At 38.6% G+C, this 19,555-nt stretch carries 15 protein-coding genes and 1 tRNA gene; 2 read left to right on the forward strand and 14 right to left on the reverse strand.

Annotated elements, in window-relative coordinates; genetic code table 11:
* Positions 1-6 precede the first annotated feature (6 nt).
* The 8 genes from FNW07_RS00155 to FNW07_RS00190 form a co-directional block, all read right to left on the reverse strand.
* A complete protein-coding gene (locus tag FNW07_RS00155) occupies positions 7-1,791 on the reverse strand; it encodes a cbb3-type cytochrome c oxidase subunit I (RefSeq protein ID WP_126744480.1) in 1,785 nt (594 codons plus the stop codon).
* Positions 1,792-1,816: 25 nt separating this feature from the next.
* A complete protein-coding gene (locus FNW07_RS00160) occupies positions 1,817-2,977 on the reverse strand; it encodes a cytochrome c oxidase subunit II (RefSeq protein WP_126744481.1) in 1,161 nt (386 codons plus the stop codon).
* Positions 2,978-2,995: 18 nt separating this feature from the next.
* Positions 2,996-4,516, reverse strand: a complete 1,521-nt coding sequence (locus FNW07_RS00165; protein ID WP_126744482.1) for a quinol:cytochrome C oxidoreductase — start codon at positions 4,514-4,516, stop codon at positions 2,996-2,998.
* Between the two features lie 27 nt (positions 4,517-4,543).
* On the reverse strand, positions 4,544-5,089 hold the full coding sequence (locus FNW07_RS00170; protein WP_126744483.1) for a cytochrome c: 546 nt from the start codon (positions 5,087-5,089) through the stop codon (positions 4,544-4,546).
* Positions 5,090-5,097: 8 nt separating this feature from the next.
* Entirely contained in the window at positions 5,098-5,622 is a 525-nt protein-coding gene (locus tag FNW07_RS00175) for a DUF3341 domain-containing protein (protein ID WP_126744484.1), read from the reverse strand.
* Complete coding sequence (gene nrfD / locus FNW07_RS00180) at positions 5,615-7,018, reverse strand: NrfD/PsrC family molybdoenzyme membrane anchor subunit (RefSeq protein ID WP_126744485.1); 1,404 nt, start codon at positions 7,016-7,018, stop codon at positions 5,615-5,617. Before nrfD ends, FNW07_RS00175 begins: the two co-directional genes overlap by 8 nt.
* 36 nt (positions 7,019-7,054) lie before the next feature.
* Complete coding sequence (locus FNW07_RS00185) at positions 7,055-10,117, reverse strand: TAT-variant-translocated molybdopterin oxidoreductase (RefSeq protein ID WP_126744486.1); 3,063 nt, start codon at positions 10,115-10,117, stop codon at positions 7,055-7,057.
* Positions 10,118-10,225: 108 nt separating this feature from the next.
* Complete coding sequence (locus FNW07_RS00190) at positions 10,226-11,539, reverse strand: c-type cytochrome (RefSeq protein WP_126744487.1); 1,314 nt, start codon at positions 11,537-11,539, stop codon at positions 10,226-10,228.
* Between the two features lie 217 nt (positions 11,540-11,756).
* Here FNW07_RS00190 and FNW07_RS00195 point away from each other — a divergent pair, with 217 nt between their 5' ends.
* On the forward strand, positions 11,757-12,146 hold the full coding sequence (locus FNW07_RS00195; RefSeq protein ID WP_126744488.1) for an SPOR domain-containing protein: 390 nt from the start codon (positions 11,757-11,759) through the stop codon (positions 12,144-12,146).
* A gap of 105 nt (positions 12,147-12,251) precedes the next feature.
* Here the strand turns inward: FNW07_RS00195 and FNW07_RS00200 are convergent, their stop codons facing one another.
* The 5 genes from FNW07_RS00200 to rimP all read right to left on the reverse strand — a co-directional run bounded on the left by FNW07_RS00200 (position 12,252) and on the right by rimP (position 18,313).
* A complete protein-coding gene (locus FNW07_RS00200) occupies positions 12,252-12,935 on the reverse strand; it encodes a T9SS type A sorting domain-containing protein (protein WP_126744489.1) in 684 nt (227 codons plus the stop codon).
* A gap of 4 nt (positions 12,936-12,939) precedes the next feature.
* Positions 12,940-13,524, reverse strand: a complete 585-nt coding sequence (locus FNW07_RS00205) for a phage tail protein (RefSeq protein WP_255512707.1) — start codon at positions 13,522-13,524, stop codon at positions 12,940-12,942.
* Positions 13,525-13,655: 131 nt separating this feature from the next.
* Complete coding sequence (gene infB, locus FNW07_RS00210; RefSeq protein WP_126744490.1) at positions 13,656-16,538, reverse strand: translation initiation factor IF-2; 2,883 nt, start codon at positions 16,536-16,538, stop codon at positions 13,656-13,658.
* 52 nt (positions 16,539-16,590) lie between these two features.
* The gene (gene nusA, locus FNW07_RS00215; RefSeq protein ID WP_126744491.1) at positions 16,591-17,835 is read right to left on the reverse strand and encodes a transcription termination factor NusA; all 1,245 of its coding nucleotides are present in this window, start codon (positions 17,833-17,835) and stop codon (positions 16,591-16,593) included.
* A 13-nt stretch (positions 17,836-17,848) separates the two neighbouring features.
* Positions 17,849-18,313 carry a ribosome assembly cofactor RimP gene (rimP, locus tag FNW07_RS00220; protein ID WP_126744492.1) on the reverse strand — a complete coding sequence of 155 codons (465 nt, stop codon included), beginning with the start codon at positions 18,311-18,313 and terminating at the stop codon, positions 17,849-17,851.
* Between the two features lie 173 nt (positions 18,314-18,486).
* Here rimP and FNW07_RS00225 point away from each other — a divergent pair, with 173 nt between their 5' ends.
* A complete protein-coding gene (locus tag FNW07_RS00225; protein ID WP_126744493.1) occupies positions 18,487-19,311 on the forward strand; it encodes a universal stress protein in 825 nt (274 codons plus the stop codon).
* A gap of 54 nt (positions 19,312-19,365) precedes the next feature.
* Here FNW07_RS00225 and FNW07_RS00230 read toward each other — a convergent pair.
* Positions 19,366-19,436 (reverse strand) — tRNA-Gln (locus tag FNW07_RS00230).
* Between the last annotated feature and the right edge of the window lie 119 nt (positions 19,437-19,555).

Consider the following 19,555-nt stretch of genomic DNA (forward strand, 5'->3'; position numbering starts at 1 on the left):
GAAAAGTTAGTGATGTAATACTTCTTCACCTTCTTTCATTGGAACATTTTGAGGAACAAAATCATCATCATGTCCAGGCTTACTGTAATCGTAAGGCCATCTGTGAACGTGAGGAATTTCTCCTGGCCAGTTTCCGTGCATGTGCTCGATTGGCGCTGTCCATTCCAATGTGTTCGATCTCCAAGGATTCTGAACTGTTCTCTTACCGTAAAAAATACTACTGAAGAAATTGTAAAGAAAAACCAATTGGAACGCTCCTCCCACTAAGGCGAAAATAGTGATCAATACGTTTACATTCTGTAAATCATCAAATAATGGAAAGTTCGTGTTGGTGTAATAACGTCTTGGCAATCCTGCCATTCCGATAAAGTGCATTGGGAAAAATACCCCATAAGCACAAATTGCAGTTACCCAAAAGTGAATGTATCCTAAATTTTTGTTTAACATTCTTCCGAACATTTTTGGGAACCAGTGGTAGATTCCGGCGAACATTCCGTAAAGAGCAGAAATACCCATTACTAAGTGGAAGTGTGCAACTACAAAATACGTATCGTGAACGTTAATATCCAAAGTACTGTCTCCAAGAATAATTCCTGTTAGACCTCCAGTAATGAAAGTCGAAACCAATCCGATAGAGAACAACATCGCAGGGTTTAGCTGTAAGTTACCTTTCCAAAGCGTTGTGATATAGTTGAACGCCTTTACTGCAGATGGGATTGCAATCAACAATGTGGTAAAGGTAAACACCGATCCAAGGAATGGATTCATCCCCGAGATAAACATGTGGTGACCCCAAACGATTGTGGATAAGAATGCAATTGCCAAAATTGACATGATCATCGCACGGTATCCAAAGATAGGCTTACGTGAATTGGTCGCGATAACTTCAGATGTGATACCTAATGCAGGTAACAATACGATATATACTTCAGGGTGTCCCAAGAACCAGAATAAGTGTTCGAATAATACTGGGGAACCTCCTTGGTAATGCAAAACCTCTCCAGCGATATAAATATCAGAAAGGAAGAAAGACGTACCAAAGCTTCTGTCAAAAATCAATAATAAAGCAGCTGATAATAAAACCGGGAAAGAAACGATACCGATGATAGCCGTTACAAAGAAAGCCCAGATAGTAAGCGGCAATCTCGTCATTGACATTCCTTTTGTTCTAAGGTTGATTACGGTAACCACATAATTAAGTGATCCCATTAATGAAGATGCAATAAAGATCGCCATTGAAACCAACCATAATGTCATTCCTAAACCTGAACCTGGAATAGCTTGTGGCAATGCGCTTAAAGGCGGATAAATTGTCCAACCTGCAGATGCTGGTCCAGCTTCTACAAATAAGGAACTAACCATAACTACACTTGATAAAAAGAATAGCCAGTAAGAGATCATATTCAAAAATCCGGAAGCCATATCGCGGGCTCCAATCTGAAGTGGGATCAATAAGTTACTGAACGTTCCACTCAGTCCGGCCGTCAGTACAAAGAAGACCATGATGGTACCGTGTATGGTAACTAAAGCCAGGTATATATCATTTGCCATTACCCCGTCAGGAGCAAATTTATCGCCTAATAGTACATTGAATATTTTAAAAGATTCTTCAGGCCAGGCCAATTGCATTCTAAAAAGCATTGACATACCCACTCCGATAACACCCATAATAATACCGGTAATAAGGTATTGTTTGGCAATCATCTTATGATCGATACTAAAGATATATTTTGTTATGAAAGTATCTTTATGGTGGTGTTCGTGTTCGTGATCGTGTCCTTCTGCTGACATATATGTTAACTTTAAATTATCTTAATTATTTTTTTGCAATTGAAGCCGCTGGAGTTTTTGCAGCAACTGCCGCAGTATCCATAGCATTAACCGGTACTTTTACTTCTTGTGGAGTTTCTTTGGAAGCTTTAAAAGCAGCCACCACTGTTGGCTTGTCTTGTAACCATTTCTTATAATCCTCCGGTGTATCCACAATAATTTTCATTTGCATGTTGTAATGCGAAGCTCCACAAATTTTATTACAAAGCAATAAATAATCGAAAGTGTAAGGATCAAGCGCCGGCTCGCCTTTGGCTAGAAGTTCAATGCTTTTTTTTGATCTAATTTCATTGATTGTATTCACTTTCTCAATCATGTAAGGAAGTTCCCTATATTCTTCAGTAGTGTAAGTTGGGGTGAAAGCAAATTCAGTTACCATACCAGGAACACAGTTCATCTGCGCTCTAAAGAAGGGCATGTATGCGGAGTGCAATACATCCTGAGAACGCATTTTGAAATGTATCTTTTTTCCTTTAGGAATATGCAATTCAGAAACTGAAATATCATCCTGTGCATTTGGATCAGCCAAATCAACACCTAAAGAGTTTACTCCGTCGATGTATCTTACATTCGCTTTTCCTAATACGTTGTCTTCACCTGAATATCGTGCTTCCCAGCTAAATTGTTTTGCATATAATTCAATAACGATAGTTTCCTCGTCCTCATCAATAAACATAATATTCGTCCAAGCGTACAATCCGTAAAGGATCAACCCGGCTAGTACAACAGCAGGGATAACGCTCCATACAAATTCCAGTTTATTATTATCTGCAAAGTACAATGCTTTATTGGTTTGCTTACCTCTGTATTTGAAAGCAAAATAATGCAATAGTGCCTGAGTTATCGCCTGTACAAGGAAAATCAACACCCATGTGATGTTCATTAAATTATCAATTAGCGGCCCGTGCTCGGAAGCTGGTGTATGAAGTACTAAATGTCCCCATTTCAACAATCCGTAAATTGTAAAAATATAGATGAACGCCAAGAAACCAAACATCAAGTATCCTTGTATGTTATTATCATTATCCGTTGCAACCTGTGAATTTTCAGTATTCCCTCCTACTTGAGTCAAATCAAATATCTTGGTCAACTGCCATAACGCAGTAGATAATAAAACTAGAACTATAATTACCAACAAACTTGTCATCTGTTTTTACTTTAAATATTAATAATGAAAATGTTTACTTTCTTCAATGAAAGGATTTCTCTTTGGCAACAAAGGTGATTTACCTAATGCTGTAAAAACAACAAAAATAAATAGTCCAAGGAAGAAAAGTACTGATCCAATTTCTGCAACTCCGATGAACCATTGGTCGCCAACAGTCCCAGGCATAATCATGTTAAAGAAATCGATATAGTGACCGGCTAAAATAACGATTCCAGCCATTACGATTACCCAAGTAATTCGTTTGAAATCAGTATTGATTAATATCAAAATAGGGAATAAGAAATTCATAACAACCGCACCAAAGAAAGGAAGATTGTACAATTCAATTCTCGTAACGAAGTACGTAACTTCCTCAGGAATATTAGCATACCAGATCAACATAAATTGAGAAAACCATAAGTACGTCCAGAATACAGAGATACCGAACATAAATTTTGCTAAATCGTGAATATGGCTTGTATTCACATATTCTAAATATCCTTTAGATTTCAGGTAAACTGTCACCAATGCAATAGTTGTTATTCCGCTTACAAAGAAACTCGCAAACACATACCATCCAAACAAAGTACTGAACCAGTGTGGGTCAATCGACATAATCCAGTCCCATGACATAATTGACTCGGATACAATAAAGAACACTAAAAACATAGCTGAGATGTTAAAATTCTTCTTGTAGAAGCTATCGTCATTTGATTCATCCTGCGCCAAACAATTTTTTCTTGAAAAATATCTATATGCATTCCATCCTAGTAAAAATACCGCTGCTCTGATGATCCAGAAAGGGAAATTTAAATATCCTGATTTCGCCTGTATCAATTCATCATGCGCGACAACATCCTTATCCATCCAAATGAATAAATGATTGGATTCAAAAACATGTAATCCCGTAAGAAGAAGAATTATAAAAAATATAATAGAGGCAACTGGCAAATATGCCGTAATACCTTGCATTACTCTGAACAGTACCGGAGACCAACCCGCTTGCGCCACTTGTTGGATTGCGTAGAAAGCTAAAACCCCCATCGAAACCAACATAAAGAAAATACATGCCACATATAAGGCAGCCCATGGCTTATTTTGCAATTGGTGCAAAACGTGCTTTAAATGTGCCTCATGTTCTGCATGAGCATCCTCATGATCAACTGCTTCTTTTTTATGTGCTGTCGTCTCTTGGTTGTCATGGTTTGCAACTGAAGGCTCTACACCAGCGGCCGTTACAGCTATAGTGTCTGTATGAACAGAATCTATTTCTTTTCCAGAAGCACTATCCGTTGCGGAAACAGCAACAGCTTCGTGTTCAACCGAGGTCTTGTGTTCAGTAGCAACTGGCTCATGAGCCGCTTCCACTTCGTAAGTAGCTGCTTCTGCATGATGTGTTCCATGGGATTCCGCAGCAAGAATTTTTTCTACTTCTTGAATATCTTTCGGGGCAGTTAAAAAACCATATCCAATTCCCAAAACACCAATTAGCATTAGGATAAAAGAAAATGTTTTTAATTTACTTGAAAATGTGTACATATCTATTACGATGAGTTTGTTCTACAATTATAATTCGCTTTTCAGTTTTAGCACATAGGCCGCTACTAACCAACGTTCGTGTGCACTTAATTGATTGGCATGAGAGCCCATCGCGTTAAGACCGTATGTTTCTACATGAAAAACACTACCTTCAGTGATTACGCGGTCTTTGTAACTTGGCACTCCTAGGAATTTTTCCTGTTTCACCAATTTACCCTTACCATCACCACCGGCACCGTGACAAATCGCGCAGTAAATTTCAAAAAGTGCCTTTCCTTTATCTAAATCTCTGGACAATGAGTCCAATGGTGATTTCAAATTGGCTTTTGCCAACTCGTAACCAGCAGTTGAATTTTCATATTCGTATACCTCATAGCCTCGGTTGATAGATCCGTTAGCAGGAAGCTGACCTTCTTTACCGTTTGGAAATACATCTGATTCAGAATACGTTTCCGCTCCTGCAGATTCATACATGTTAGGCATGTATTGGTAGTTTGGATTTTTTTTATCGTGGCAAGAAGTTACTAATGCTGACAGACCAAATAAAATCATTATTTTATATACCCTTTTCATATCTTCTATTAATGCTTATCGATTACTTTTATTTCTACCGCACCTGTGTTTTGGAAAAAAGAAATTAATTCTTCCTCATTATTATTTACAGCCACTTCCATTAGGAAATGATCGTCGGTAGTTCTTACATCCGGATTTTCAGCTTGTTTAAAAGGCCATAATTTACTTCTCATATAAAAAGTAATTACCATTAAGTGCGCTGCAAAGAATACAGTCATCTCAAACATAATTGGCACGAAAGCCGGCATATTCTGAATATAACTGAAACTAGGCTTACCTCCTATATCTTGTGGCCAATCCTGAATCATAATAAAATTCATCATCGCTGTTGCAACCGAAAGTCCCACACAACCGTATATAAAAGCACATATAGCTAATCGTGTTGGGGCAATTCCCATCGCTTTATCCAATCCGTGAACTGGAAAAGGTGTAAAAACCTCTTCAATATGGTGATGAGCTGCACGTGTTTTTTTAACCGCATCCATCAAAATATCATCGTCATTATAAATGGCGTATATTACTTTATTACTCATGATGTGAATCTTTATTTGCTTCTCTTTCTCTAATGTAATTATCTCCGGTTCCTTTCAAGATCGTTTTCACCTCTGCCTGCGCAATCACTGGGAATGTTCGGGCATATAATAAAAACAATACGAAGAAGAATCCAATTGTCCCGATAAATGTTCCAATATCTACAAATGTAGGAGAGAACATCGTCCAGGATGACGGCAGGTAATCTCTGTGCAATGAAGTCACGATAATTACGAAACGTTCGAACCACATACCAATATTTACAACAATAGAGATAATGAATGAGAACATGATACTTGTTCTTAATTTTTTAAACCACATGAACTGCGGAGAGAAAACGTTACAGGTCATCATCGCCCAGTAAGCCCACCAGTAAGGTCCGGTAGCTCTGTTCAAGAATGCATATTGTTCGTACTCCACTCCAGAATACCAAGCTACGAAAAGCTCCGTGATATAGGCAACACCCACGATAGAACCCGTAATCATAATTACAATGTTCATTAATTCGATATGTTGAACCGTGATGTAAGCTTCCAGATTAGATACTTTTCTCATAATGATAAGCAACGTATTTACCATCGCAAATCCAGAGAAAACAGCTCCGGCAACAAAGTACGGAGGGAAGATAGTAGTATGCCATCCAGGGATAACCGACGTAGCAAAGTCCATCGATACGATGGTATGTACCGAAAGCACAAGAGGAGTTGCTAATCCTGCAAGCACTAAAGAAACTTCTTCAAAACGCTGCCAGTCTTTTGCACGTCCACTCCATCCAAAACTTAATATTGTATAAATTCTTTTTGTAAAAGGCGTTACCGCTCGGTCCCTAAGCATTGCAAAATCAGGCAATAAACCTGTCCACCAGAAAACCAATGATACAGAAAGATACGTAGAAATTGCAAATACGTCCCAAAGCAATGGTGAGTTAAAGTTCACCCATAAAGAACCAAACTGGTTCGGGATCGGCAATACCCAAAATGCTAACCATGGACGACCCATGTGGATGATTGGAAATAAACCTGCCTGGATTACCGAGAAGATAGTCATGGCTTCTGCAGAACGATTAATGGCCATTCTCCATCTTTGACGGAATAATAAAAGTACAGCTGAAATCAGTGTTCCTGCATGACCAATACCAACCCACCAAACGAAGTTAGTAATATCCCAAGCCCAACCAACTGTTTTGTTTAATCCCCATGTACCAATACCGGTAGAGATGGTGTAAATGATACAACCTAATCCCCAAAGGAATGCGGTTAATGCGATTGAAAATACAATCCACCATTGTTTGTTGGCTTCACCTTCTACAGGCGCAGCTACATCTACTGTTACATCGTGATAAGACTTATCACCTATAACTAAAGGTTTTCTAATGGGAGCTTCGTAGTGAGACGACATAATCCTTTATCTTGTTACTTATTAATTATTTTTTAACTAGGTATTTCTAACTTTTACGTGATAGATAACGTTCGGTTTTGTTCCGACATGTTCCAATAAATGATACATTCTTTCATCCTGAACTAATTCAGCCACATGACTATCTTTATCATTCACATCCCCAAACACCATGGCTCCGGTAGAACAGGCATTTGAACAAGCTGTCTGGAATTCACCATCTACCACAGGTCTTCCTTCGCGTTTGGCTGTAAGAATAGTTGCTTGTGTCATTTGAATACACATAGAACATTTCTCCATAACCCCTCTTGAACGAACATTCACATCCGGATTCAATACCATACGACCTAAATCGTCATTCATATTGTAATCAAATTCGCTGTTTCCGTTATACAAGAACCAGTTGAAACGACGTACTTTATACGGACAGTTATTAGCGCAGTAACGAGTACCCACACATCGGTTGTATGCCATATGGTTTTGACCCTGACGACCGTGAGAGGTAGCAGCAACAGGGCAAACAGTCTCACATGGAGCATGGTTACAGTGCTGACACATTACCGGCTGGAAAGAAACCTGCGGGTTTTCCGCTGCAATTTCCATTTCACCGAATCCGCCTAAAGATCCTTTTTTACCAAACAATCCGTCGAAATTTTCTTTCTTTTCATTGTCTTCCGCAAAAGTATCTTCTGAAGAGTAGTATCTGTCGATACGCAACCAGTGCATATCACGACTTCTACGTACTTCCGTTTTCCCAACAACTGGAACGTTATTTTCAGAGTGACAGGCAATCACACAGGCACCACAACCGGTACATGCATTTAAGTCGATCGAAAGATTGAAATGATGTCCAACAGAACGGTCAAATGAATCCCACAAATCTACTGTTGTTGCAGCAACTTCTTTATGATCTAAAGATACCATAGGAACCATGTTCCACTCTTTGGCATCTTTTGTATTGAATATTTCTAAAGTAGTTTCTTTGATAATATCCCCTCTACCCATTAACGTTTTTTGTCCCTGAACACATGCAAATTCATGTTCTCCCGGAGCTTTTGTTAATTTGGCAGACTGAACGTCATTAAAACCTTTATATAAAGCATAGGCATTCACCCCTACTTGCATTTCTTCTTTTATAGCGGCTTTTTTACCATATCCTAAAGCAAGACCCATAGTCCCTTTAGCCTGACCTGGCTGAACAATTACTGGAACATTTTCTAATTTTGTACCGGCAACAGTAATAGTTGCATAGCTACCATTAAGACCACCATTCGCAACAATCTCATTAGACATTCCTAATTTATCAGCATCAGCTTTGGAAACGGTAACGTAATTATCCCAGGAAACTCTTGTAATCGGATCCGGAAACTCTTGTAACCAAGGGTTGTTAGCCTGCTGACCATCTCCCAGACCGGTTTTGGTATACAATACCAATTCCATATCCTGAGTTGGTTTTGATTGCGCCAAAGCACTAGCAGCTCCGCTAAAATCAGCTGATCCACCTGAAACTCCAGAAACAGTTGCGCCAACATAAACACCATCGTGAACCACTTTATTCCATGTAGCACCAGAAATGATTGTAGAAGCATTCGCTTTCAGGTAATCATAAAATGTTACTGAACTGCCATTCCAAGCTAACAATGCATCTTGGAATTGTTTGGTATTGAATAAAGGACGGATGGTAGGTTGAGTCAATGCGTAGCTTCCTTTTGTGATGCTCACATCTCCCCATGACTCTAAATAATGAGGAACAGCCGCTGCAATAGTTGCGATAGAAGCTGTTTCGTCTTCTTTTAGTGAGAACGCAACTGAAGTTTTCACTTTTTTCAAAGCGTCTTTGAATTCAGCGCTGTTTGGTAATGTATAAGCTGGATTAACGTTACTCATGATCAACGTATGAACGCTTCCTGCTTTCATATCATTAATTAACTGAGCAACTTTCTCGTTAGATCCTTTTCTGATTTGTCTTGTACCTGTTGTTGTAAAAGCTTCACTTGATAACGCCTGATTAATTGCAAGAACTAACAACTGAGCGTTTTTGTCCTGGATTCCAGAAACTAAAACCCCTTTACTTCCGGCCGCTTTTAACTGCTGAGCCGCTTTAGTAACTACTGCATCCAGTTCTTTATCAAGAGTACCTGATACACCTGAACCTGTAATTACACTATATATTTTAACTAAGGCTTGCTTTTGATTTGCGGTTGACATCGGAACACGTTTGTCAGCTGCTGCTCCGGACAATGTCATGTTTGCTTCCATTTGGAAATGACGCGACATTTTTCCGTTTTTAGGAACTCTTCCTTTTGCATAACCCGCATCGTAACCTCCACCTTGCCAATCTCCTAAGAAATCCGCACCTACAGAAACAATTAATGAAGCTTTTGAAAAGTCATAATCAACTAAAGCTCTTTCACCGTATGCAGTTTCGAATGCATCCAATGCTTCAGATGACGAAACAGCATCATAAATCACATGTTTTGCATTGTTGGCAGCAACGAATTCTCCAATTAATTTTTCAGTCGACGGACTTGCCAATGTACTGGTCAAAACCACGATTTGACCTCCTTTTGCCTTAGCTTCTGCCAAACTTGCTTTCACTTTAGTATCCACATCAGCCCAAGCTGCATTTTTACCAGCAATTTTCGGCCCTTTCAAACGCAGGCTGTCATACATTGATAAAACAGATGCATGAACTCTGGCGTTTGCAGCAAATTTTGCTCCGACTATATTATTGTTATCAATTTTGATTGGACGCCCTTCACGTGTTTTTACCAAAAGATTAGCAAAATCAAAACCATCAAACATCGTAGTTGCATAATAATCGGCAATTCCGGGAATGATTTGTTCTGGTTGTAAAACGTAAGGGATCGACTTATGCACAGGACCTTCACATGCCGCAAGCGAAGCCGCAGCAGTACTGAATCCAACGTACTTTAAGAAATCACGACGTGTTGTAGATGAAGAAGATAAAGACTCTTTATCCCCTAAAAACTCATCCGTAGGGATAGCTTCAACAAATTCGTTATTTCTAAGCGTCTCAACAATAGAACTATTTTCGTTTAGTTCTTCAACACTTTTCCAGTATTTTTTGTTTGATGACATCGTATATAAATATTAGCTTCTTAAAATTATTTTTATTTCTCAGTTATTTGGTTTAAAGTTTAAAGTTTCAGGTTTCCCACAAACTTTAAACTTAAACTTTAAACTTCTTTAGTAGTGACACTTACCGCATTCTAAACCTCCCATTTGCGCTGCAGTCAACTTGTCTACACCGTATTTTTTGGAAAGTTCATCGTGAATTTTAGTATAGTACTCATTTCCTTCCATTTTAACATCGGTTTTTCTATGGCAGTCAATACACCATCCCATTGTTAAAGGAGCAAATTGTTTCTGAATTTCGTAAGTCTGAACCGGACCGTGACACGTCTGACATTCAATACCAGCAACAGTTACGTGCTGAGAGTGGTTGAAGTAAACGAAATCAGGCAAGTTGTGGATTCGCACCCATTTAACCGGCTGTGTCTTTCCTGTGTATTTCTGACCCGCTTTATCCCATCCTACAGCGTTATATAATTTTTGGATTTCTCCATCATAGAATGCCTTTGAATGATCTGGCGTAGCGGTAGTATCCGAAACTTCAGAGATGTTTTTATGACAGTTCATACAAACATTCAAAGAAGGAATACCTGCATTTTTACTGACACGGGAAGCAGAGTGACAATATTTACAGTCAATCCCGTTGCTTCCGGCATGGATTCTGTGAGAATAATGAATTGGTTGAATCGGCTCGTAATTCTGATCAATCCCTACCTGCATAAGGAATGCATAAACAAAATACCCACTGGCAAGCAGTAAGAATATTGCGGTTACCAAAACCAGGAACTGGTTTCTGGCAAATGCTTTCCAGATTGGCGTCGTAGGTGCTTTTTCAGCAACTACAATACCGTTCGCTTTAGCAACTTTAGTCAGCACTTTATTCACCATGAACAACATCCCAACCAACATCAGCATTACAATAGCCAAGGCGATTAAGATAAAGTTGTTAGAAACCCCACCATCTTCAATTTTAGTATCTGGAGGAGTTGCAGCCCCAGTCGGCTCTGCTTTTTGTTCCGAAGTATATGCTAAGATATTATCAATATCCGCGTTCGTTAATTGAGGAAAAGCCGTCATTACAGACTTGTTGTTTTCTTCAAACAGTTTTACCGCAGCAGCATCACCTGATTTTATCATCTCAGAACTGTTGTGAATCCAATTGTACAACCAAGCCGTGTCATGCTTCTCAGCCACCCCTCTTAAGGCAGGCCCTGTAGCTTTAGCATCCAGTTTGTGACAAGCTGCACAGTTAGCATTAAACAATTGTTTTCCTTTTACAGGATCGCCACCTGAAGTAGCTGCAGGAGCAGAAGTTGCCGCAGCTGGTGCAGCTTCTTGAGCCATTGAAGTTAAGGAGAAAGTTAGCAATACTGCTAAGCTAAAAAATAAATTCCTTGAAATCGAATTATGGTTACCCACCTTTTTCATATAGTATAATGATTATCGACTAAAATTTGGTATGATTTTTTCTATATACATTATAGTAAAATCGATACTTTCTATAAAAACTGGGACAAAAATACGATATAAGAACTATTCTCAAAACCTTAAAATAGTCTTAAATATCAATTTATACTAATTCTAAATAAAAAAATCAGATCCCATAAATCATTAAATATTACATTTGTATAAAAATCACTGCTTTATGAGAATATTAACATTCAAGACCATTTTTTTCTGCGCCGTAGCATCGTGTTTTTTTAGTCCAAAAGTACTGGCACAGAGTGAAGATGTGACCGTCAATCAAGATCCAAAATTTGAGCAATTATTAAACGAAAAAAGAAAAATCAATTCGTCTATAACTGTAAATGAACGTTATAAAATTCAGATTTATAATGGTGAGAGCGATTTGGCCAAAAAGACCTTGCAGGAATTCAAGCGGGAATTTAAAGACTATGACGGAACCATTGTTTTCAATACCCCAAGTTACAAGGTTTGGATCGGAAATTTCAAAACAAGAATTGAAGCTGAAAAGAATCTGATCGATTTAAAAAAAAGGTATCCCAATGCGTTGTTGATTAAACCGAATAAGTAATTGCGTCTTTCGGTAGAAAACAGAAAAAACAAAAAGCTACAACCGAGAAGTTGTAGCTTTTTGTTTTAAACTAACTGCAATTAAAATTTAAGCGATCAATCTAATTTACTTCTTTATGAAATTAGCGACCTTAAGCCCATCAGGGGTGCGCACCCGGATAATATAGGCTCCAGATTTCAGTCCGGAAACATCTAAATCTGTGGTGTGATCAGAACTTAATATTTCCTGTCCCAAAATATTCCAAACCGAAAGGTTTTCAATACTGCTATTAGTTGCAACGCTTAACAAATTTGACGTAGGGTTCGGATACAAGACAATCCCATTATTTATAGCAAAATCTGTGATTCCTAATATGGTACTTTGCACGCCGCCAGTTAAAATTGCATTCCCTGAATTTAAATTCCCTCCGCAATTCGAACCGGTATCAGCACCATTCTCCACCCAAGTTCCTAAAGTTAGATTAGGGGGATTGGGTGTCGACGCGGCCATGTTATAATAAATAATGTACGGATTCACAAAGTCCCCGTTTCCACTATCCGCAACAAACTCCCACCGGGCATTACCGGCACTCCAAATAATCCTGAATTCACAGGTCCCTAGTCCACCGCAGGGTTGATTACCGTCCACAGGAGACGTTTTATAAATATTTCTCCCACTGCTGTCTGTGTTTTCTAAAGTAAAAGCGTAGTCCTGATTATCAAACAGCGGATGACAACCGTTAAATGTAACATTTTGCGCATTTATTGATGAAAATATCATCAATAAAAAACCATTTAGTATAACTTTCATCGCTTTAGTTATGAGGTGGATAAATCCCTTGCAATGCAATTATATACGTAACTGCCAGGTAAGGCTGTATATTATTCACAGGCTGATTGCCTCCCGTATTACCAACCATTCCCGGATTCATAGTCGTATCGGGATTTGCTGAAGAATATTCCTTGTCCAGAGCCTTTGTATTGGCCGGCAGGTTGTTTGTCGCTACATTCTGATTCCCATCCGCCGTAACGGCAAGTATCGTGTGGTTATGAGCAGGCATCTGAGACACGGTAATTGTATTTGCTTCTGAGCCGCCTGCCTGTCCCTGCTGATAATTGGAAAGACCAGGTCCAGTACCCGAATGCACGGGTACCCTGCCTCGTAAATCAGGCAATGCGAATGTGGTTTGACCGTCACCACCATACATAGTCCCTAACAGCGAAAATAAAGCAGTATTTTGTGCAATGGGCAAAAGCTGTCCATCACAAGTAGCCCATCCCGCGGGCGCATAATTACCCGCAAACATCCTTATTTCTCCCAGATAAGCATCTTGAGAAAAAGCTTTTTGAGTTCCAAAAAATGACAAAACAAGCAGGCACAAAAGTGTAATTCTTTTCATTGCAAAGATTTTTTAAGTTATCTTCATAAAACTATAAAAATATTCGCACAAAAGTCGATATTGAAAAGCAAAATCGATAAAACGCAAAAAATCCCGACGAATCGGGATTTTAAATACAAACTTTTTTAAGACTATTTCAGTTTCTTTTTTACAGCTACTTCATGATACGATTCAATAACATCTCTTTCTTCGATATCGTTATATCCTTTCACCTGAACACCACAATCATATCCCTTCGCAACGTCTTTGACATCATCCTTGAAACGTTTCAGTGCAAGAAGTTCTCCTGTGAAAACAACCACACCATCTCTGATGATTCTCATTTTGGCATTTCTGACAATTTTACCGTCCATAACCATACAACCTGCAATAGAACCTACTTTAGAAATTTTGAAAATCTCTCTAATTTCAGCCGTACCCAATATTTCTTCTTTTATTTCCGGTGCTAACATTCCTTCCATCGCGTCTTTCAAATCATCAATCGCAGCATAGATAATAGAATAATAACGGATATCGATTTCTTCTTTGTCTGCCAGTTGTCTTGCATTTCCCGCAGGACGAACATTAAATCCGATGATGATAGCATCTGATGCAGAAGCCAACATTACGTCAGTTTCTGTAATGGCTCCAACACCTTTATGGATAATATTGATTTGAATTTCTTCGGTAGATAATTTAGAGAATGAATCGGATAATGCTTCTACAGAACCATCCACGTCACCTTTAAGGATGATGTTCAATTCTTTAAACTGTCCTAAAGCAATACGACGTCCAATTTCGTCAAGCGTGATATGTCTTTGTGTACGGACTGATTGTTCACGCATCAATTGAGAACGTTTCGATGCAATTTGTTTTGCTTCTTTTTCGTCTTCAAAAATATTAAACTTATCTCCCGCCGTTGCAGCGCCGTCTAAACCTAATACAGATACCGGAGTAGAAGGACCTGCTACAGTCACGACATTTCCTCTTTCATCATGCATCGCTTTAATTTTACCGTGGTGTTTACCGGCAAGCATATAATCACCCACTTTTAAAGTACCATTTTGTACTAAAATTGTAGAAACGTATCCTTTTCCTTTATCAAGGAATGCCTCAACAACAGTCCCTGAAGCCGCTTTATTTGGATTTGATTTCAAATCTAAAATTTCTGCTTCCAATAAAACTTTTTCCAATAATTCTTTAACACCTGTTCCTACTTTCGCAGAAATATCATGCGATTGGATTTTTCCACCCCAATCTTCAACAAGCAAGTTCATCCCTGCTAATTTCTCTTTGATTTTTTCCACGTTAGAATTGGGCTTATCAATCTTGTTTATCGCAAAAATGATAGGCACATTCGCCGCCTGAGCGTGTGAAATCGCCTCTTTGGTTTGTGGCATGATATCATCATCCGCCGCAATCACAATAATAGCGATATCGGTAACCTGAGCACCACGCGCACGCATTGCCGTAAAGGCTTCGTGACCTGGTGTATCAAGAAAAGCTATTTTTTGACCACTGTCCAAAGTTACTCCGTAGGCACCAATATGCTGTGTAATTCCTCCGGATTCCCCTGCAATCACATTTTCTTTACGGATATAATCCAGTAACGATGTTTTACCGTGATCGACGTGACCCATTACGGTTACGATAGGAGCTCTTCCCACTAAATCTTCTTCTTTGTCAGCTACAACCTGAATTGCTTCTTCAATATCTACGGTAATAAACTCTACCTCATAGCCAAATTCGTCAGCTACAATGGTTAAAGTTTCCGCATCAAGACGTTGGTTCATGGTTACCATGATTCCAAGTGACATACATGTACCGATTACTTTTGTAATTGGCACATCCATCATGATCGCAATTTCACCTACGGTAACGAATTCCGTTACTTTGATGGTTTTGCTTCCTTCTTCGATGGCTCTTTGCTCGTCATCAGATTTCTGACGATGCGTATCTCTCTTGTCTCTTCTGTATTTTGCCGCTTTCGATTTACCACCTTTACCTTGCAGTTTCTCTAAAGTTTCACGGATTTGGTTTTTAACCTCTTCTTCAGTTGGCTCTACTTTGGCAACAATGGCAGGTCTGTTTCCTTTTACAAATCCAGGTCTTGCGCTTCTGTTGGCATTGAAACCACCACCGGCATTTGGTGTTATCTTGTTAGGATTGTTTGTTCCCGGTGCACCTGGTGTTCCTGTTGTTCCACCCGGTCTCGGAGCTCCAGGTTTTGGAGCAATCCGTTTTCTTTTATTTTTATTGGCATTACTCGCCGCTGAACCAGGTGCTCCGGGAGCTCCAGGTTTATTTGGTGTAATTTTAGGATCTTCTTTTTTCTTTTTCGGCTTATTGAATTGCGATAAATCAATTACCTGTCCGGTTAAAGTAGCACCTGATAATTTTTGGTATTGGGTGGTAAAAGCCTCTTCACCTTCAGCTGGAGCAGCATCATTTGATTTTGCAGTTGCATCAGTCGCTTCTTTTACTTCTTTTACCTCTTTGATTTTAGCAACAGGAGTTTCTTCTTTTTTCTCAGAAGTTTCTTTTACTGGCGCTTCTTTTACTTTCGGAGTTTCCTTGTCTTTCGGAGTTTCATTTTGAACGGGATTTTCCATGTCCGGTTTCGCTTCCGCTTTTACTGGAGCAGCCACTGGAGCCGGGGCAGGTTTTTTAGGATTCAGATCGATGGTCCCCACTTGTTTTGGACCTGCTACTACCGCTCTCGCCTTAATAACATCTTGTTGTCTTTGGCGTTCTTCATCTTGCTTGCGTTTGTCTTCGATTTCTTTTTCTCTCTCAATACGCAATGCTTCTTTTTCTTTTCTTTTCTCTTCGCCTACTTCTTTAGAAGCTTCCTTATTCCCCTTATCGCCCGCAAATTGGCTTTGTAGGATATTAAATTCCTTGTCAGAAATTTTAGCGTTTGGATTTGCATCAATAGCAATTCCCTTATCTTTAAGATAATCCACCGCTCTTTCTAACGAAATATTTAATTCCCTTAAAACCTTGTTTATTCTTATTACTCTCTCTTCAGACATATAACCTTTTTATTATTACCTTTTTTGTTGTTGTGTTGTTAGAAGCACTTAATTATGCATTAAATTCATCCTTCAATATGCGCATTACATCCAGAATCGTTTCCTCTTCCAGGTCAGTTCTTCGGACCAAATCATTTACATCCTGTTTCAGGATACTTCTTGCCGTATCCAAACCGATTTTTGCAAATTCTTCGATTACCCATGCCTCGATTTCATCGGAGAACTCTGTCAATTCAACATCATCTTCTTCTTCGGCAACATTACCTTCTCGGATAACATCCAATTCATAACCGGTCAGCTGACCCGCTAATTTTATATTGTGGCCACCTCTACCGATGGCTTTAGAAACCTCTTCCAATTTCAAGAATACCTCGGCTCTTTTGGTCTCTTCATTGATTTTGATTGAAGAAACTTTGGCAGGGCTTAATGCTCTTGTGATATACAGCTGAATGTTGCTGGTGTAGTTGATCACGTCGATATTTTCGTTTCCTAACTCACGAACAATTCCGTGAATACGGGAACCTTTCATACCTACACAAGCTCCAACTGGATCGATTCGGTCATCATAAGAATCAACCGCTACTTTTGCTTTTTCGCCAGGAATTCTCACAACGCTTTTCACCATAATCAAACCGTCAAACACTTCCGGAATTTCCTGTTCAAATAATTTTTCCAAGAACTTTTCAGAAGTTCTGGACATAATGATCTGAGGCTTATTCCCTTTCAATTCAACACTTTCAATGATTCCGCGCACGTTATCCCCTTTACGGAAGAAATCCGACGGAATTTGTTTTTCTTTCGGTAAAATGATTTCATTTCCTTCATCGTCTACCAAAATTACAACTCTTGGACGTACATGGTGTACTTCGGCAGTATAAATCTCACCGATTAAATCTTTAAATTGTTTATAAAGATTCGTATTATCATGTTCGTGGATTTTAGAAATCAGGTTCTGGCGCAAGGCCAAAATAGCTCTTCTTCCCAAGTCGATTAATTTCACTTCTTCCGAAACCTCTTCCCCGATTTCGAAATCAGGTTCGATTTTTCTGGCATCGGTCAATGTAATTTCCTCATTCTCCAGATCCAAATCATCATCGGCAACGATAACTCTTCTTCTCCAGATTTCCATGTCCCCTTTATCAGGATTAATAATTATATCAAAATTATCATCTGAACCGAATTTCTTCTTCAATGCATTTCTAAACACATCTTCCAAAATCGCCATAAGCGTTACACGATCAATAAGTTTATCGTCTTTAAACTCTGAAAATGAATCGATTAATGCTAAATTTTCCATGCCAACTTTTTAATTAAAATGTTATTGTAACAATTGCTTCTTTTATATCTGCATAAGGAATCTCCTGTCTTTTCTGGACAGTTTCTTTACCTTTTCCAATCTTTTTGGGTTCTCTTGCTTCCCATTCCAGAACGATAAAATCATCATTAGCATCCACTAATGCTGCCTCTATCGTTTCGGCGGCGGTTTTAACACGCAGGTTTCTGCCAACGTTTTTCCTGTACTGTCTCAAGTGTTTCAAAGGTTCTGAAACTCCGGCCGAAGCCACTTCCAGGGAAAAATCCTGCTCTTCCCGATCTAAATGCTGATCGATAGCGCGACTCATATCGATGCAATCCTGCAGCGTCACTCCGTTATCACCATCTAAAGTTACGATAATTTTAAAATTATCCGTAATAGTCAGGTCAATTAAAAAAACCGATGGCTTTTCTTTTAGTCCCTCTACCAGTAACTCATTTACTTTTTCTTTGAATGTCATATCTTTATAAAAAGAGGGGACAAATGTCCCCTCATTATCTAACTTTTAATAAATAACGCTGCAAATATAGTGTTTTTTTTATAAATCAAAAAATGTGTGTAATGTTAAAATATTTATTATCTTTATTTTATAAACCAAAACTATATTAATATAATTTTCTTACACTTCAAATTATGAAACGAATTCTTGTTCCTACGGACTTTTCTAAGCATGCTGAATCTGCATTAAGAGTAGCAGCCCAAATTGCCAGAAAAAACAATAGCGAGATTATCCTACTTCACATGTTAGAACTACCTCAGCAGTCAAAAGATGCACTATCAAACGGTGCCGATATTCCACAGATCATGTTTTTTAAAGATCGTGCTATCGAAAAATTGGAAGAGCTGATGGACATCGATTTCCTGGAAGGACTGAACGTATCCGAGATCATTCAGTTTCACAAAGCATTCGATGGGATTTTAGGAATCAGTCAGAAAAACCAGATTGACCTTATAGTAATGGGATCTCATGGTGCTTCCGGATTCGAGGAAATGTTTATTGGTTCCAATACCGAAAAAGTGATAAGAACATCCGATGTACCTGTTTTGGTTATTAAAAATGAAAATGGAGATTTCAAAGCAGACCGTTTGCTTTTTGCTTCAGATTTCTCATCAGAAATAAAATCATCCTTTAAAAAACTACTTGAATTTGCCAAAATATTTGACTCGCACGTCGATTTGGTAATGATCAACACGCCAAACAGTTTTAAATCGACTGCCGTGGCCGAAAAAATCATGAAAGATTTCGTGAAAGATTATGACCTTCCCAACCATACGATGCATATCTATAATGATGTCAATGTAGAAAAAGGCATTTTGAATTATGCCAGCAGCGTAAATGCTGATTTAATCGGCATGTGTACCCATGGAAGAACCGGATTTGCCCATTTTTTCAACGGTAGCATCAGCGAAGATTTGGTAAACCATGCCGTTAGACCGGTAATTACTTTTAAGATCTAATACATTTAAGTTCAGACATAAAAAAAACTCCTCAATTACTTGAGGAGTTTTTTGTTGGTCTACAAGGACTCGAACCTTGAAAGACTGCACCAAAAACAGTTGTGTTACCATTACACCATAGACCAATTCCATTGCTGTTAAGCGAGTGCAAATTTAAACTAAAATTTATGTTTCACAAATTTTTTGAGAAAAAAAATTAAAAATATTTTTTTTGCATTTCTTTAACCAAAAAAAACATTTTCTT

It is taken from the genome of Flavobacterium sp. GT3R68 (assembly GCF_007109225.1).
GTDB lineage: Bacteria > Bacteroidota > Bacteroidia > Flavobacteriales > Flavobacteriaceae > Flavobacterium.

Excerpts from the sequence above, each read along its gene's own strand:
- FNW07_RS00175 (WP_126744484.1), bottom strand. The coding sequence starts at position 5,622 with ATGAGTAATAAAGTAATATACGCCATTTATAATGACGATGATATTTTG.
- FNW07_RS00165 (WP_126744482.1), bottom strand. The coding sequence starts at position 4,516 with ATGTACACATTTTCAAGTAAATTAAAAACATTTTCTTTTATCCTAATG.
- FNW07_RS00205 (WP_255512707.1), bottom strand. The coding sequence starts at position 13,524 with ATGAAAAGAATTACACTTTTGTGCCTGCTTGTTTTGTCATTTTTTGGA.
- FNW07_RS00160 (WP_126744481.1), bottom strand. The coding sequence starts at position 2,977 with ATGACAAGTTTGTTGGTAATTATAGTTCTAGTTTTATTATCTACTGCG.
- nrfD (WP_126744485.1), bottom strand. The coding sequence starts at position 7,018 with ATGTCGTCTCACTACGAAGCTCCCATTAGAAAACCTTTAGTTATAGGT.
- FNW07_RS00195 (WP_126744488.1), top strand. The coding sequence starts at position 11,757 with ATGAGAATATTAACATTCAAGACCATTTTTTTCTGCGCCGTAGCATCG.
- rimP (WP_126744492.1), bottom strand. The coding sequence starts at position 18,313 with ATGACATTCAAAGAAAAAGTAAATGAGTTACTGGTAGAGGGACTAAAA.
- infB (WP_126744490.1), bottom strand. The coding sequence starts at position 16,538 with ATGTCTGAAGAGAGAGTAATAAGAATAAACAAGGTTTTAAGGGAATTA.
- FNW07_RS00155 (WP_126744480.1), bottom strand. The coding sequence starts at position 1,791 with ATGTCAGCAGAAGGACACGATCACGAACACGAACACCACCATAAAGAT.
- FNW07_RS00200 (WP_126744489.1), bottom strand. The coding sequence starts at position 12,935 with ATGAAAGTTATACTAAATGGTTTTTTATTGATGATATTTTCATCAATA.
- FNW07_RS00170 (WP_126744483.1), bottom strand. The coding sequence starts at position 5,089 with ATGAAAAGGGTATATAAAATAATGATTTTATTTGGTCTGTCAGCATTA.
- FNW07_RS00185 (WP_126744486.1), bottom strand. The coding sequence starts at position 10,117 with ATGTCATCAAACAAAAAATACTGGAAAAGTGTTGAAGAACTAAACGAA.
- FNW07_RS00225 (WP_126744493.1), top strand. The coding sequence starts at position 18,487 with ATGAAACGAATTCTTGTTCCTACGGACTTTTCTAAGCATGCTGAATCT.
- nusA (WP_126744491.1), bottom strand. The coding sequence starts at position 17,835 with ATGGAAAATTTAGCATTAATCGATTCATTTTCAGAGTTTAAAGACGAT.
- FNW07_RS00190 (WP_126744487.1), bottom strand. The coding sequence starts at position 11,539 with ATGAAAAAGGTGGGTAACCATAATTCGATTTCAAGGAATTTATTTTTT.